Origin of the sequence: Achromobacter sp., assembly GCF_036567245.1 — a bacterium.
GTDB lineage: Bacteria > Pseudomonadota > Gammaproteobacteria > Burkholderiales > Burkholderiaceae_B > Achromobacter.
Window position 1 is genome coordinate 1 of the sequence record NZ_DATCUY010000562.1, and the last position, 15,330, is coordinate 15,330.

Here is a 15,330-nt window from a genome sequence, read left to right on the forward strand (position 1 = left end):
AAGGCCTGCCCGCGCCCCGCATTGCGGTGGTGCACGGCGACGCGCTCGCGAGCGACGCGCAGCGGGCATTGCTGCGCCAACGCCTGGGCGGCGCACTGGACGGCTTGGACGTGGTCAGCGCCACCGCCTACCTCGGCGCCGCCGAGATCGCAGAAGCATTGGCGGCAGGCGCGCAGGTCGTGGTGGCGGGCCGCGTATCGGATCCCTCCCTGACGCTGGGCCCGGCGCTGGCCCACTTTGGCTGGGCCATGGACGATTGGCCACGCCTGGGCCGTGCCACCATGGCCGGCCACATGCTGGAATGCGGCTTGCAGGTCACTGGCGGTTACTTCTGCGTGCCGGGGCTCAAGGACGTGCCGGACGTGCATGCCGCGGGCTTTCCCATCGCCGAGATCCACGCCGACGGCGAGTTCGTGATCGGCAAGGCGGACGGTACCGGCGGCATGGTCGACACGCGCACGGTCAAGGAACAACTGCTGTACGAAGTACACGATCCTGCGCGCTACCTGACGCCGGACGTCGTCGCCGACCTGAGCCTCGCCGCAGTGGCCGACCTGGGCGGCGATCGGGTGGCGGTGCGCGGCATCACCGGCCATGCGCGTCCCGACGAACTCAAGGTCAACGTCTGCTACCACGGCGGCTGGCTGGCGGAGGCCGAGATCTCCTACGCCGGCGTGCAGGCCGAGGCGCGCGCCCGCCTGGCGGCCGACATCGTGCGCAAACGCCTGGATCCGGCCTTGCGCCTGCGCGCCGACCTGATCGGCGCCATCAGCATCCTGGGCGACGATGCCGGCGAAATGCTGTCCAGCCTGCCCGACGGCCATGGGCGCGACGTGCGCCTGCGCATGGCGGCCGAACACATGGACCGCAAGCTGGCGGAAAGCGTGCTGCGCGAAGTGACCGCGCTCTATACCTGCGGCCCGGCCGGCGGCGGCGGCGTGCGCACCGCACTGCGCCCGCGCCTGAACATGATGTCCTGCACCCTGCCGCGCGGCGCCGTGCCCAGCGGTTGGACCTTCCTGGAGGAAGCCCCGCAATGAATCCGCCGCTGATCGCGGTCCCCTTGTACCGCCTGGCGCACAGCCGCTCGGGCGACAAGGGCGACATCTCCAACCTGAGCCTGATCGCCTGGGACCCGGAATGCTATGAAGCGCTGGCCGTCCAGGTCACCGAAGCCCGCGTCGCCGCCTGGTTCGCCTACCGCCATCCGCGGCGTGTCGCCCGTTACACGCTGCCCACGCTGCACGCCATGAACTTCGTGCTCGAAGGCGTGCTGGACGGCGGCGTCAACGATGCCCTCAACCTGGACACGCATGGCAAGAGCCTGTCTTTCAGATTGCTGGACATGACGGTCGAGGTCAGCCCGGCGCTGGCCGCCCGGCTGCCAGACATACCCGGCGACCGCCCCGCGGCCGCCTGATTTCAATTCCTATAAAAAACCCACAGGAGACACACATGCGCATTGCTACCAAAGGCCGGCTGGCCTTGCTGCTGGCCGCCGCCCTGCCCTTGAGCGCCATGGCCCAGTTCCCCACCAAACCCATCACCTTCATCGTGCCGTTCGCGGCCGGCAGCGCCACCGACCAGATCGGCCGCGCCATCGGCCAAGGCGTCACGGAACAAACCGGCCAGGCCGTCGTGATCGAGAACAAGCCCGGCGCCAGCGCGATGATAGGCGCCGCCGCCGGCGCCCGCGCCGCCCCTGACGGCTATACGGTGCTGATCACCACCAACACCACGCACGCCGCCAACGAGCACCTCTACAAGACGTTGACCTACAACCCGGTCAAGGACTACGCGCCGTTGACCCTGCTGGGCAAGGGCGGCCAGATCATGGTGGTGAACCCCAGTTCGCAGGCCAAGACCGTGGGCGACTTCCTGGCCCAGGCCAAGCAGTCGCCCGGCAAGCTGAGCTTCGGCAGCGGCAGCTCCAGCAGCCGCATCGCCGGCGAACTGCTGCAGCAGATGGCGGGCGTGCAACTGCTGCACGTACCGTACAAGAGCAATCCGCTGGCGGTCACCGACCTGTTGGGCGGCCAGATCGACATGATGATCACCGATACGGCCACCGGCCTGCCCCAGGTCAAGTCGGGCAAGCTGCGCGCGCTGGGCGTCACCGGCCAGGCGCGTTCGCCGCTGGCGCCGGACGTGCCCACCATCGCCGAAGCCGGCGTGCCGGGCTACGAAATGGGTTACTGGTTCGCCGCCTATGCGCCGGCCGGCACGCCGCCGGACGTGGTCAAGCGCCTGAACGAATTGCTGGTGAAGGCCACCGCAAGCGCGCCCGCCAAGCAGTTCTATGCGCAGACCGGCACGGATGCCGCAAGCTCCACGCCTGACGAACTCGCGAAGTTCCAGCAGGCCGAGTCGAAGAAGTGGGGCGAGATCATCAAGAAAGCGGGTATCCAGCCCGAATAGGCAGGACCGCGCGCGGGCGGCGGCGCAGAAACCCGCCTCGCCCGTTGCGCCCTAGAGCAAATCGCTGCTCGCCAGCATCGGGGTCCCGGCGATGCGTTGCGAGATCGCACGGCAGGCAGCCAGCAGCGGCAACACATAAGCCGCTTCAGGGTCCGGCTTCTGGCGGAAACGCAACGTGCTCACGCTGATGGCCGCCACCGGCACGCCGTTCTGGCCGAAAATCGGAGCGCCGAAGCAATAGATGCCGGCCTCGTTCTCTTCGTCATCCACGGCCCAGCCGCGCTCGCGCACCACTTCGAGCTGGCGGCGCAGCGCCGCCGGGTCCTTGACCGTGCTGGGCGTATGGCATGCGTATGGCTGGGGCAGCATCTCCAGCGCAGCCTGCAGGGCCGTCTCGTCGAGCATGGCCAGGTAGGCCTTGCCCACTGCCGTCGAATGCATGGACACGTTGGTGCCGATGCGCGAATTCATCTGCACGACGCTGGGGCTTTCCAGCTTCTCGATGTAGACCATGTGCTGCCCGTTGGGCACGGCCAGATGCACGGTTTCGCCGGTGACGTCGCGCAGCTGCTTGAGGTTCTCGACCGCTGCCAGCCGCATCTCGGAGCGTCCCCAACTGCGGCTGGCAAGCTGGATCAGTCGCGGCCCCAAACTCAGCTTTCCCGTGACGGGATGTTCGGCCAGGAGGCGTTCGGCCAATAGCGCAGCGACCGTGCGATACACCGTCGGCCGTGGATAGCCGCTACGCTTGCTGAGTTCCGCTACCGTCATGGATTCCGGGGTATCGGCCACCACCTGCAGCACGTGCATGAACTTCGAGAAGGCGGCTGTGCCCGCCACCTGCGCGGCGGGAGGATTGGCGACTTGCGGCAGTTCTGACATGGCGGGAGACGTGGCGTTGACGATACGAACGAGGCCGCCCCCTGCGGCGCGGCCTCGCCATTATCCCTGCAAACGCCGGCGCGCGTACACGGCCCGACGGCCCATCAAGCCACCAGGTAGCCGCCATCCACGGGCAGGATCACGCCCGTCATGAACGAGGCTGCGGGAGCGCACAGGAACGCGACGCCTTCGGCCACGTCTTCCGGCTTGCCCCAGCGCCCCAGCGGCGTGCGCTGCATGATCGGTCCTGAACGTTCGGGGTCGTCCTGCAGGGCGCGGGTCAGCGGCGTGGCGATCCAGCCTGGCGCGACCGCGTTCACGCGGATGCCGTCCGCCGCATAGGCCAGCGCCAGCGACTTGGTCAGCTGCGCCACCCCGCCCTTGCTGGCCGCGTAGGCCGGCACCAGCGATCCGCCGAAGAAACTGAGCATGGACGCGGTGTTGACGATGCAGCCGCCGCGCCGCGCCAGCCGTTCGCGGGCGGCGCTGCACACGCGCATGGTGCCGGTCAGGTTGACGGCCAACACCTGCTCGAACACGTCGGGATCATATTCCGCGCCGCGGCGGATGATACCGGCGCAATTGACCACGATGTCCAGTTCGTCCAGGCCTTGCAGCAAGCGTTCGACGTCGCCGGCCTGGCTGACGTCACCCAGCCGCACCTCGATGCCCGCTGCCAGCTCGCCCGCATCGGACTGCAGCCCGGCGGCGACCGTGCGCGCGCCCAGCGACGCAAGCCGGTTGGCGACGGCCGCGCCTATGCCTTGCGTGGCGCCGGTCACCAGCGCCGTCCTTCCGGCAAACAGATCTGCTTGAAACGTCATTGCCGCTCGCTCAGAAAGTGCCTGGATAGGCGCCGCCGTCGGCCAACACATTCTGGCCGGTGACGTAGCCCGCATGGACACTGCACAGGAAGGCGCAGATGGCGCCGAACTCCTCCGCATTGCCGAAACGCCCGGCCGGTATCGCCGCCTGGCGTTGAGCGCGCACGGCTTGCGCATCCTGCCCAGTCTTGGCTGCGGATGCCGCCAGGGCCGAGCTCAGCCGGTCGGTGGCGAATGCACCCGGCAGCAGGTTGTTGATCGTGACGCCACGCGCCGCGATATCGCTGCGCGCCACGCCCGCCACGAAACCGGTCAGCCCGCTGCGCGCACCGTTGGACAGACCCAGGATATCAATGGGCGCCTTGACCGCGCTGGAGGTGATGTTGACGATGCGCCCGAAGCCGCGCCCGGCCATGCCGTCCACCGTCGCCTTGATCAGCTCGATCGGCGTGAGCATGTTGGCCTCGACCGCGCCCAGCCATTGTTCCCTGCCCCAATCGCGGAAGTCTCCGGGAGGCGGTCCGCCCGCGTTCGTAACCACGATGTCGTAGTCGCGATGCGCAGCGAACACGGCCTCGCGGCCCTGCGGCGTGGTGATGTCGGCGGCCACGGCCTTGACGAAGGTCTTGTCGTCGGGCCGCGCCTGCAGCAGTTGCTGGCGCGCGGATTCCAGGGCGTCGGCGCCGCGCGCCACGATCACCACGTTGACGCCTTCGCGCACCAGGGCCAGCGCGCATCCATAGCCCAGCCCTTTGCTCGCGCCGCCCACCAGCGCGGTCCTGCCAGTAATGCCCAGATCCATCTCTTGCTCCTTTTTGCTATCCGCACTATCACTGGCGCATGCCGAATTTCTCGATCAGCGCCTTGAATGTTGCATTGTCGCGCTCCATCAGCGCCGTGAAGGTCTGCTGGTCCGCCACCGCATAGCCCAGGTTCTGCTCCGCCATGAAGCGCTTCAGGCTGTTCTCGGCGGCCGCCTGCCGGAAGGCGACGCCCAGCGCGTCCAGCACCGGTTGCGGCGTGCCCTTCGGCGCCGCGATGCCGCGCCAGGTGCCGATGGACAGGTCGATATTGCGCTCCTTCAGCGTGGGCACGTTCTCGAAGCCGGGCACGCGTGCATCAGCCATGACCGCCAGCGGCTTGAGCTTGCCGGCCTTGACGTACTGCATGACCTCGGCCGGACTGACCGCCACCGCGTCGATGTGTCCGCCCAGCAAAGCCAGCACTGCCGGGTTGCCGCCATTGAAGGGGATGTGGTTGAACTTGGCGCCCGTCTTGTCCTCCAGCGCGGCGGCCGCGAGATGCCAGATCGAGCCTATGCCCGCGTTGCCCACCTGCATGCTCTCCGGCTTGGCGCGCGCCGCGTCCAGGAACGCTTCGATGGTGTTGTACGGCGAATCGGCAGCCACGGTGATCGCCGAGGGGTCGGCGTTGAGCTGGATGATGGGCGTGAACTTTTCGTAGGTCGTCTTGGTCAGGCCCAGGTGGGGAATGATCACCATGTCGGCTGTCACCAGCGCCAGCTTGTAGCCGTCGGGCTTGGCGTTGGCTACTTCGGTCAGGCCGATGCCGCCGGCCGCGCCGGGCTTGTTCAGCACCACGATGGGTTGCGGCAGATGCGAGCGCGAGGCGTCGCCCATGGCGCGCGCCATGGCGTCCGTGCCGCCTCCCGCGGCAAACGGAACCACCATCTCGATGGCCCGGCTGGGGAAATTCTGGGCCTGTGCCGCGGTCCCCGCGGCCAACGTGGCGCCAGCCAGCAACGCGGAAAAAATGCAGCGATTGAACGCACGACGTTTCATGGTGTCTCCGGTTTGTGTTTTATGTGCTGCGGGTGGGAATGCGGAATTCAGCGTATGAACTGCTTCACGTAGTCTTCGCCCAGGCCGACCTCGGTGAAGTGCTTGCGGCACATGTCGATCTTGGTGAAAACGTCTTCATAGCCGATGCCCTTGCCCCAAGGGTCGGTGTAGTACATGACGCCGTTGACCTGGAAGTACGTAATCATTTCCTCGACGTCGGGCGGCACGTACAGCGTGTGCGTTTCGCCGGGCGGCTCGAACACATAGCTGCCTTCGGTCGCTTCCCAGTCATGCTCCAGGTAGCGCCAGCGGCCTTTCAGGACGAAGCCATGCACGGCCTGTGGATGGCGGTGACGGCTTAGCACGCCCGACTTGCGCACCCGCAGCAGGTTCATCCAGTAGCCTTGGCTGGCGTTCAGACAGAGCGGCCGGAACCAGACGTTCTCGGCCTGCGGCACCCACAGCCTTTCGTCGGTGGGGATCGCATGCGGAATCACGATTTCGGGCAAGGCCTGGGGCGGATTCGGATACTGGTACGGCGTCAAGGGTTCGGCATCGGGCTTGTCTAAAGGCATGCTTTCAATCCTTCCATATTATGGACATATTGTTTACTTTATGGACGAATTATAAGAACTGCCCTGCCCGCGGCTACAGCGGGCTAACCCTTAGCTGCGGTGCAGCGCCGCGTTGCGCGATGCCAGAAAACAAAAAACCCATCGCATCGCTGCGATGGGTTTCTGGCTTGAAGCCGGCGCCGGGACTTATTTGTCCACGAACGCGCGCTCGACCACGTAGTCGCCCGGCTGGCCCACGCCCGGCGACACGGTGAAGCCACGCTTGTCCAGCATGGCGCTGATATCGGCCAGCATATGCGGGCTGCCGCAGATCATGGCGCGGTCGGTTTCCGGGTTGATCTGGGGGATACCGATGTCCTCGCACAGCTTGCCGTTTTCCATCAGTTCCGTGATGCGGCCCTGGTTGCGGAACGGTTCACGCGTGACCGTCGGGTAGTACACCAGCTTATCGCGTACCACATCGCCGAAGAACTCGTTGTTCGGCAGCTCTTTTTCAATGAAGTCGGCATAGGCCAGTTCGCTGACCCAGCGCACGCCATGCACCAGGATGACCTTGTCGAAGCGTTCGTAGATGTCCGGGTCCTTGATGATGCTCATGAAAGGCGCCAGGCCGGTGCCCGTGCCGAACAGGAACAGGTGCTTGCCCGGCTTCAGGTCGTCGACGACCAGCGTGCCCACGGGCTTGCGGCTGACCAGGATGGTGTCGCCTTCCTTCAGGTGCTGCAGGCGCGACGTGAGCGGCCCGTTCTGCACCTTGATGCTGAGGAACTCGAGGTTCTCTTCATAGTTGGCGCTGGCGATGCTGTAGGCCCGCAGCAGGGGCTTGCCTTCAACTTCCAATCCGATCATCACGAAGTGGCCATTGTGGAACCGCAAGGCCGAGTCACGCGTCGTGGTGAAGGAAAACAGGGTGTCGTTCCAGTGGTGCACGCTTAGTACGCGCTCAGTGTTGAAAGCAGCCATGTCGTATCAAATTAGGGCGACCGCCCCGGGCTATTGGGCCCGGCTTGTGCCGCTGGGTCATTCCGTGCCGCAAAAAAGACGCGGCCGGCATTAGGGTTGACCCTATTCTACAGGGTCTCGATGATAACTGCTCTCATTATTCCGTAATACGCTTATGCCGTATTGATGGGGATCAAGCCTGAAGCCTGCCTGACTTACTAGTAGTTGAACGCCGCTTTGCTTCCTGTTATCGTCGCGTTCTCATTTGATAATCATTTTCGTTAGCAGACTGTTTTGAGCAGCGGGAGGCTTGGACATCCGGGATTCCCGCCGCAGCCCTAGCCGGAGCACCTCCTCATGAACAAGCGTCCCCAATTGAATTCGCTGCTGCGTGCCCTGGCGCTGGCCGGCGCCGCCGCCTTCACCGTGTCGGCCAACGCCGCCGAGGAAGTCAGCCTCTACACCACCCGGGAACCCAAGCTGATCCAGCCGCTGCTGGACGCCTTCACCAAGGAAAGCGGCATCAAGGTCAATACGGTCTTCGTCAAGGACGGCCTGCTGGAACGCGTCAAGGCCGAAGGCGCCAAGTCGCCCGCCGACGTGCTGATGACCGTGGACATCGGCAACCTGCTGGATCTGGTCGACGGCGGCGTGACCCAGTCGGTCAAGTCGCAAACGCTGGAATCCGTCATCCCCGCCAACCTGCGCGGCGCCGATGGCAAATGGTACGCCCTGTCGCTGCGCGACCGCGTGCTGTACGTGGAAAAGGACCTGAAGCTGGAAGCCTTCCGCTACGAAGACCTGGCCGATCCCAAGTGGAAGGGCAAGGTCTGCATCCGTTCGGGTCAACATCCCTACAACACCGCGCTGGTCGCCTCCATGATCGCGCATGACGGCGCCGAAGCCACTGAAAAATGGCTGCGCGGCGTCAAGGCCAACCTGGCCCGCAAGGCTGCCGGCGGCGACCGCGACGTGGCCCGCGACATCCTCGGCGGCATCTGCGACATCGGCCTGGCCAACGCCTACTACGTCGGCCACATGAAGAACGCGGAACCCGGCACCGACGCGCGCAAGTGGGGCGATGCCATCAAGGTCATCCGCCCGACCTTCGCCAACGCCAAGAGCGGCGGCACGCACGTGAACGTCAGCGGCGCGGCCGTTGCCGCCCACGCGCCCAACAAGGCCAACGCGGTCAAGCTGCTGGACTTCCTGGTGTCCGAGCCCGCCCAGGCCCTGTACGCCCAGGCCAACTACGAGTACCCCGTCCGCAAGGGCGTGAAGCTGGACCCCGTGATCGCCAGCTTTGGCGAACTGAAGGTGGACCCGCTGCCGCTGACCGAGATCGCCAAGCATCGCAAGCAAGCCAGCGAACTGGTGGACAAGGTCGGTTTCGACAACTGATAAACCCGTGGCGCGCCACGCCTTGCGGCGCGGCACAGCCATGTGGCAGTGACACCCGCGCGGGCTGCGCCCAGGCTTGCGCGTAGGGCCTGCTCCCTTTTTTGGAGGGAGCAGGCCTTGCCATTGATGCAATCGACTTGAAGCATGCACACTGATTCTTTGCCCCGGCCGCTGCGTCTGCGCTGGACTGAACGCGGGGCCGGCTGGCTGGCCGGCGCCGCCCTGATCGCGCTGGCCGTATTGGCGCCCGTCCTGACGCTGGGCTGGTGGGCGCTGGGCGGTGATCTGTCGCATTGGCAGCATCTGGCCAGCTATGTGCTGCCCCAGGCGCTGGCCAATACCGCCATGCTGCTGGCCGGCGTCGGCGTGCTGGTCACCCTGCTGGGCACGGGCGCGGCCTGGCTGGTGACCGCCTACGACTTCCCCACTCGCCGCGTGCTGACCTGGGCGCTCTTGCTGCCGCTGGCGGTGCCGACCTACATCATCGCCTTTGCCTATCTGGACCTGCTGCACCCGATAGGCCCGATACAGAGCGGGATCCGCGCAGTACTGGGCTACGACAGCCCGCGCCAGTTCCGCCTGCCGGACCTGCGTTCGATCTACGGCGCGATCTTCGTGCTGGGTTTCGTGCTGTATCCCTATGTGTACCTCAGCACCCGCGTCATGTTCATGACGCAGGCCGCGAGCCTGCTGGAAGCGGCCCGCACGCTGGGCGCCGGGCGCGTTGCCGTGTTCTTCCGCGTGGCCCTGCCGCTGGCCCGGCCCGCCATCGTGGTGGGTGTCAGTCTGGCGCTGCTGGAAACGCTGAACGATATCGGCGCCTCCGAATTCCTGGGCGTGCAGACACTGACCGTGTCGGTCTACACCACCTGGGTCACGCGTTCCGATCTGGCCGGCGCGGCCCAGATCGCGCTGACCATGCTGGCGATCGTGATCGGGCTGATCCTGCTGGAGCGCCATGGGCGCAAACGCCAGCGTTACGCCAACACGCAGCGCATGCGCCCGATGCAGCCGCGCCGCCTGCGCGGCGCCGCTGGCGCGATTGCGGCAATGCTGGGGTGGATCCCGGTGCTGGCGGGTTTCGTCGCGCCCGCGCTCTACCTGATCGTGGAAACCTACAAGCGCATGCATCTGGTGGGCGGCGTGTCGCAGCAACTGCTCAATGGCTTGAGCAATACGCTGATCGTGGCCTTCAGCGCCACCATCGTCACTTTGCTGTGCGGACTGATCGTCGCCTGGGCCGGACGCACGCTACGCGAGAGCTCAGGCTTCAATCCCGGCCGCGCCTGCGCGCGCATCGCCAGCCTGGGCTATGCGGTACCCGGCACGGTGCTGGCCATCGGCCTGCTCACGCCTTTCGTCTGGATCGATACCGCGGTCGCCAAGGTATTCGGTGGCACCGGCCTGTTCCTGATGGGGTCGATGGGCGCGCTGGTCTGCGCCTACGCGATCCGCTTCCTGGCGATTTCCACCGGAGCGCTGGAAGCCGGCCTGGCCCGCATCCCGCCGTCGCTGGAGCAGGCGTCACGCCTGCTGGGCGAGAGTTCGGCTGGCACCTTGCGCCGCGTGCATCTGCCGCTTCTGCGCCCGGCACTGGCGGCCAGCGCCCTGCTGGTGTTCGTGGACGCCATGAAGGAACTGCCTGCGACGCTGCTGTTGCGGCCCATGAATTTCGACACGCTCGCCACCTGGCTTTACGCCGAAGCTGCCCGCGGCACCTATGAAGAAGGCGCCGTCGCGGCGCTGGCCATCGTGCTGGCCGGCCTGTTCCCCGTCATCCTGCTGGCGCGCACCAATCTGAAAATGGGACATTGATCATCGTGCCCGATCTGTTAGAACTCGATCACCTTTCCCTCGCCTATGACACCCCGGCGGGACTCAAGCCCGTGGTGCAAGACCTGACGCTGGGCCTGCCCGTCGGCCATATCGGCTGCCTGCTGGGCGAGTCCGGCTGCGGCAAGACCACGGTGCTGCGCGCCATTGCCGGCTTCGAGCCGGTGCGGGCCGGACGCATCCTGCTGGACGGCACGGTCATTTCCTCGCCCACCGTGCAGGTGGCGCCCGAGCATCGCCGCGTGGGCATGATGTTCCAGGACTACGCGCTGTTTCCGCACCTGTCGGTCGCATTGAACGTGGCCTTTGGCCTGCGCAAGCTGGCGCGCCTCGAGCGCGCCCGGCGGGTCGAGGAAATGCTGGAACTGGTGGGCCTGGCGCACGCCGCCAACAGCTATCCCCATGAGATTTCCGGCGGCCAGCAACAGCGCGTGGCGCTGGCGCGCGCGCTGGCGCCCTCGCCCGACCTGCTGCTGCTGGACGAGCCGTTCTCGAACCTGGACGTGGACACGCGCGAGCGCCTGGCGTTCGAAGTGCGCGACATCCTCAAGACCACCGGCCATACGGCCATCCTGGTGACGCACAACCAGGCGGAAGCCTTCGCCATCGCCGACCGCATCGGCGTCATGTCCCAGGGCAGCATCGCGCAATGGGACACGCCCTACAACCTGCACCATCATCCCGCCAGCGACTTCGTGCGCGATTTCATCCGCCGCGAAGCGCTGGAAGAGCGGCGCGAGCAGGCCTACGCCCGCGGCCGCTGAGTCTGCGCCGGCCGCTCAGTCGGCCGACAGCTTCACCTTCTGCGACAAGGCCTTGAAGGCCTCGTGCTGGCTTTGGGTCAAGCGTTCCACTTCCTGCGGCGTGGAGCCATAGGGCATGAAGCCGGCCTGTTCCAGCTTGGTCTTCACTTCCGGCAAGGCCAGCGCCCATTGGAAGGCTTCGCTCAGGGCACGGGTCACTTCCGGCGACATCTTCGCCGGGCCATAGACCGCGAACCACGGATCCACCACGGCAGCCTCGTAGCCCAGCTCGGCCAGCGTCGGCACGTCCGGCAAGGCCGGCGCGCGCTTGCTGCCGGTCACCGCCAACGCATGCACCTTGCCCGCCTTGATGTGCGGCAGGGACGCCGGCAGATTGTCGAACATCACCGGCAGGTGGCCGCCCAGCAGATCGTTCAGGCCCTGGGCGCTGCCCTTGTATGGGATGTGCTGCATGCCGGCGCCGGTCAATTGGTCGAACATCACGCCGGCCAGATGCATGGAGGTGCCGGTGCCCGGCGTGCCGAACGAGGTGCCCGGATGCTGCTTGGCGTAGGCCACCAGGTCCTTGACGCTATCGACCTTCAAGGCCGGACCGACTTCCAGCACCACGGTGGACGCGCCCAGCATGCTGACGCCCGTGAAATCCTTGGTGGGATCGAACGGCATCGACGGATAGACGAAGGGATTCAGCGCATTGGTTGAGATGGCACCGAAGCCGATGGTGTAGCCATCGGGCGCGGCCTTGGCCACGGCGTCCATGCCGATGTTGCCGCCTGCGCCCGGGCGGTTTTCGACGATGACAGGCTGGCCCAGCTTTTCGGCCACTTTCTGGCCAGCGGTGCGCGCCACCAGGTCGGTGGTGCCGCCCGCCGTGTAGGGCACGATGAAGGTGATGGGCTTGGCCGGATAGCCGGCGGCGAGCGCGGCCGATGCGCCCTGGATCAGCGCCAGCGCGGCCAGGCCGCGCAGCGCATTGAATGTGTAGCGATGCATGATGTCTCCATCCCGGTTTGTTGTTGGGTCGGGAGGCGCATCATACCGCCGGCCGCGCGTTGTCCGCGCGGCCGGCGAACCTGCCAGATCAGGCGCGCGGCTCGGGCAGCGGGATGTACTCGGTCTCGTCGCCCGGCACGATCTGGTCGAAGCGGCTGCGCTGCCAGTCCTGCTTGGCCTGCTCGATGCGGTCCTTGTTGCTGGAAACGAAGTTCCACCACACGAAGCGCGGGCCGTCCAGGGGCTCGCCGCCGATCACGGCAAAGCGCGCCGCGGTCTTGGCGCGGATCTGTACCGGCCGGCCCGGCGCGAACACGACCAGGCGGCCGCTTTCGAATTCCTGGCCGTCGATCTCGACCGTGCCCTGCGCCAGATAGGCGGCGCGCTCCTCGTGCTCGGCCGGCAACACCGTGGTCGCGCCCGCCTGCAATTGCAGATCGCCATAAAACAGCGGCGACAGCGTCTTCACCGAGGATGTCTTGCCGAACAGCGAACCCGCAACCACCTGGGCGCGCACGCCCTCGCCTTCAACGACCGGCTGCGCATCCAGCCCGTAGTGGGTGAAGCCCGGATCGGTCTCTTCATGCTCCTTGGGCAGTCCCACCCAGATCTGCAGGCCACAGAGGCGCTGCGCGCCTTGGCGGCTTTCGGGCGAGGAACGTTCCGAGTGCACGATGCCGCGGCCGGCCGTCATCCAGTTGACCTCGCCCGGCAGGATGGTCTGGGTATTGCCGGCGCCGTCGCGGTGCACCATGGATCCTTCGTACAGGTAGGTCACGGTGGACAGGCCGATATGGGGGTGCGGGCGCACGTCTATGCCGGAACCGGGCGCGAAATCCACCGGACCCATGTGGTCCAGGAAGACGAACGGCCCGACGGTGCGGCGCTGCGCGGATGGAATGGCGCGACGCACGGAAAAACCGCCCAAGTCGCTGGTGCGCGGCACCACGACGGATTCAATCTGGCTTTCGCCGGCTTCGGACAAGGTGGACATGATCAGACTCTCCGGGTTGTAGGGCCAATGGCCATCTTAAGGCCTGCCGCTTGCAAGGGAAAAACAACGGCGGGCGGGCTTCGTCAGCCCGCCCGCCCAGGGCTTTTACGCCAGGTCGAACACCAGGACTTCGGCATTCTTGCCACCCGAGAGTTCCACGCGGGTCTCGTCGGTGATGGCGAGCGCGTCGCCGGCCGAGAGCTCGACACCGTTGACCGTCAGGCTGCCACGGGCCACGTGCACCCACGCGCGGCGGCCAGCGGCCAGTGCCAGCGCGGCGGACTCGTCGCCATCGAACAGGCCGCCGTACAGACGCGCGTCCTGATGGATCTTCATCGAGCCGTCAGCGCCATCGGGCGACACCAGCGCCTGCAGCCGGCCGCGCTTCTGCTCGTCGCTGAAGCTGCGCTCTTCGTACTCCGGCGCGATGCCGGCGACGTCGGGCTCGATCCAGATCTGCAGCATGTGCGTTTCGCGGTCCGACAGCGGGTTGAACTCAGAGTGCATCACCCCGCGGCCGGCGCTCATGCGCTGCACGTTGCCGGGCTGGATGGTCGAGCCGCTGCCCATGCTGTCCTTGTGGGCGATCGCGCCGTCCAGCACATAGGTAATGATTTCCATGTCGCGGTGGCCGTGCGTGCCGAAGCCGCGGCCGGCCGCGATGCGGTCGTCATTGATCACGCGCAGCGCGCCGAAGCCCATGTGGGCCGGGTCGTAGTAGTTGGCGAAGGAAAAGGTGTGAAACGAGTCCAGCCATCCATGGTTGGCGTGACCCCGTTCAGCAGCGCGGCGAGTGGTAAGCATTGTGGACTCCTGTTTCAATAATGTGAATGGTTGTGCAGCCTGGCTTTCATCACCCTCATTTGAAGGGAAGCCGCTGCACCACCGGCATGAGTGATATTGTGCGCGTGCGCCCTCGCCTGTTTGGCGCTATATTTTGACGGAATCATTCAAATTTTTTGAATGGTCACTCCAGGCGCATCCATGCAAGCCATTACCCCCGAACTCCTGATCCTGGTGGACGCCATCGCGCGCCACGGCAGCTTTGCCAAGGCGGCGCGCGAACTCGGCAAGGTGCCCTCGGCGGTGACCTACTCCATCCGCAAGCTGGAAGATGGGCTGGACGTGCTGCTGTTCGACCGCTCGGGACACCGCGCGCTGCTGACGCCGGCGGGCGAAACGCTGCTGAAGGATGGGCGCCACGTGCTGCAGTCGCTGGACGATCTGGCCTGCCGCGTCAAGCGCATCGCCACCGGATGGGAAGTGGAATTGCGCGTTGCGGTCAGCGCAGTGCTGCCGTGGCGGCCGCTGTACGACCTGATCGAGGAATTCCAGGCATTGGGCAGCGCCACCACGTTGCGCTTTTCCAGCGAGGTGCTGAGCGGCAATTGGGACGCGCTGACTTCCGGGCGGGCCGATCTGGTCATCGGCGCGGGTGCCGCCGGCGAGCCCACCGGTCCCTATCGCTCGCAAGCCATGGGGCAATCGCAATTCGGCTTCTGCGTGGCCGCGCATCATCCGCTCGCGTCCTTGCCGCAGCCGCTGAGCCGCGGGGACATCACGCGCTACTGCGCGGTGGTGGTGGCGGATACGTCCCGCAACCTGGCGCCGCAGACCCGCGGCATCCTTGCTGAACAGCCCATGCTGGTCATGCCCACCATGCAGGCGAAGATAGACGCCCAGGTGCGCGGCCTGGGCTGCGGCTACCTGCCGCTGACGCTGGCCGCGCCCTATCTGGCGCAAGGACTGCTGGTGGTGTGCGAGACGGACGAAGGCATGTCCCTGACGGAACACCTGGCCTACGCCTGGCGCTCGGACCCCCCAGGCGAAGCCTTGAAATGGTGGCTGCAGAAACTGAAGTCGCCGCGCCTCTGCGAAAGCCTGCTGGGGATGGGGTAGTAA

16 protein-coding genes are annotated in these 15,330 nt (G+C 66.3%); 7 read left to right on the forward strand and 9 right to left on the reverse strand.

All coding sequences use genetic code 11. The features are described 5' to 3' along the window. The 3 genes from VIR09_RS23590 to VIR09_RS23600 form a co-directional block, all read left to right on the forward strand. A partial coding sequence (locus VIR09_RS23590; protein WP_332015050.1) for an acyclic terpene utilization AtuA family protein occupies positions 1-1,040 on the forward strand: 1,040 nt, incomplete at its 5' end. Beyond that, complete coding sequence (locus VIR09_RS23595; RefSeq protein ID WP_332015051.1) at positions 1,037-1,420, forward strand: AtuA-related protein; 384 nt, start codon at positions 1,037-1,039, stop codon at positions 1,418-1,420. The genes VIR09_RS23590 and VIR09_RS23595, both read left to right, overlap by 4 nt. 35 nt (positions 1,421-1,455) lie before the next feature. Beyond that, on the forward strand, positions 1,456-2,418 hold the full coding sequence (locus VIR09_RS23600; RefSeq protein ID WP_332015052.1) for a tripartite tricarboxylate transporter substrate binding protein: 963 nt from the start codon (positions 1,456-1,458) through the stop codon (positions 2,416-2,418). A 51-nt stretch (positions 2,419-2,469) separates the two neighbouring features. Here the strand turns inward: VIR09_RS23600 and VIR09_RS23605 are convergent, their stop codons facing one another. The 6 genes from VIR09_RS23605 to VIR09_RS23630 form a co-directional block, all read right to left on the reverse strand. Continuing rightward, a complete protein-coding gene (locus VIR09_RS23605; protein ID WP_332015053.1) occupies positions 2,470-3,300 on the reverse strand; it encodes an IclR family transcriptional regulator in 831 nt (276 codons plus the stop codon). A gap of 104 nt (positions 3,301-3,404) precedes the next feature. Continuing rightward, positions 3,405-4,124, reverse strand: coding sequence for an SDR family NAD(P)-dependent oxidoreductase (locus VIR09_RS23610; RefSeq protein ID WP_332015054.1), 720 nt, complete (start codon positions 4,122-4,124; stop codon positions 3,405-3,407). A gap of 10 nt (positions 4,125-4,134) precedes the next feature. Then, the gene (locus VIR09_RS23615) at positions 4,135-4,926 is read right to left on the reverse strand and encodes an SDR family oxidoreductase (RefSeq protein ID WP_332015055.1); all 792 of its coding nucleotides are present in this window, start codon (positions 4,924-4,926) and stop codon (positions 4,135-4,137) included. Positions 4,927-4,954: 28 nt separating this feature from the next. Then, entirely contained in the window at positions 4,955-5,926 is a 972-nt protein-coding gene (locus VIR09_RS23620; RefSeq protein ID WP_332015056.1) for a tripartite tricarboxylate transporter substrate binding protein, read from the reverse strand. Between the two features lie 47 nt (positions 5,927-5,973). Then, complete coding sequence (locus tag VIR09_RS23625) at positions 5,974-6,501, reverse strand: 2,4'-dihydroxyacetophenone dioxygenase family protein (RefSeq protein WP_332015057.1); 528 nt, start codon at positions 6,499-6,501, stop codon at positions 5,974-5,976. Positions 6,502-6,687: 186 nt separating this feature from the next. Next, positions 6,688-7,464 carry a ferredoxin--NADP reductase gene (locus VIR09_RS23630; RefSeq protein ID WP_013393972.1) on the reverse strand — a complete coding sequence of 259 codons (777 nt, stop codon included), beginning with the start codon at positions 7,462-7,464 and terminating at the stop codon, positions 6,688-6,690. 336 nt (positions 7,465-7,800) lie between these two features. Between VIR09_RS23630 and VIR09_RS23635 the strand changes: the two genes are divergently transcribed. From VIR09_RS23635 to VIR09_RS23645, 3 genes are all read left to right on the forward strand, one after another. Beyond that, positions 7,801-8,844: a Fe(3+) ABC transporter substrate-binding protein gene (locus tag VIR09_RS23635; RefSeq protein ID WP_173148277.1), complete on the forward strand. Its 1,044-nt coding sequence runs from the start codon at positions 7,801-7,803 to the stop codon at positions 8,842-8,844. 144 nt (positions 8,845-8,988) lie between these two features. Then, a complete protein-coding gene (locus tag VIR09_RS23640; protein ID WP_332015058.1) occupies positions 8,989-10,659 on the forward strand; it encodes an iron ABC transporter permease in 1,671 nt (556 codons plus the stop codon). A gap of 5 nt (positions 10,660-10,664) precedes the next feature. Further along, a complete protein-coding gene (locus VIR09_RS23645) occupies positions 10,665-11,441 on the forward strand; it encodes an ABC transporter ATP-binding protein (RefSeq protein WP_332015059.1) in 777 nt (258 codons plus the stop codon). 15 nt (positions 11,442-11,456) lie between these two features. Here VIR09_RS23645 and VIR09_RS23650 read toward each other — a convergent pair whose 3' ends face one another. From VIR09_RS23650 to VIR09_RS23660, 3 genes are all read right to left on the reverse strand, one after another. Next, positions 11,457-12,434, reverse strand: coding sequence for a tripartite tricarboxylate transporter substrate binding protein (locus tag VIR09_RS23650; protein WP_332015060.1), 978 nt, complete (start codon positions 12,432-12,434; stop codon positions 11,457-11,459). 88 nt (positions 12,435-12,522) lie between these two features. Next, a complete protein-coding gene (locus VIR09_RS23655) occupies positions 12,523-13,428 on the reverse strand; it encodes a pirin family protein (RefSeq protein ID WP_332015061.1) in 906 nt (301 codons plus the stop codon). 105 nt (positions 13,429-13,533) lie between these two features. Then, positions 13,534-14,232 (reverse strand): pirin family protein, encoded by a 699-nt coding sequence (locus tag VIR09_RS23660; protein WP_332015062.1) that lies wholly within the window; start codon positions 14,230-14,232, stop codon positions 13,534-13,536. A gap of 180 nt (positions 14,233-14,412) precedes the next feature. Between VIR09_RS23660 and VIR09_RS23665 the strand changes: the two genes are divergently transcribed. Beyond that, positions 14,413-15,327, forward strand: coding sequence for a LysR family transcriptional regulator (locus VIR09_RS23665; RefSeq protein ID WP_332015063.1), 915 nt, complete (start codon positions 14,413-14,415; stop codon positions 15,325-15,327). Positions 15,328-15,330 lie beyond the last annotated feature (3 nt).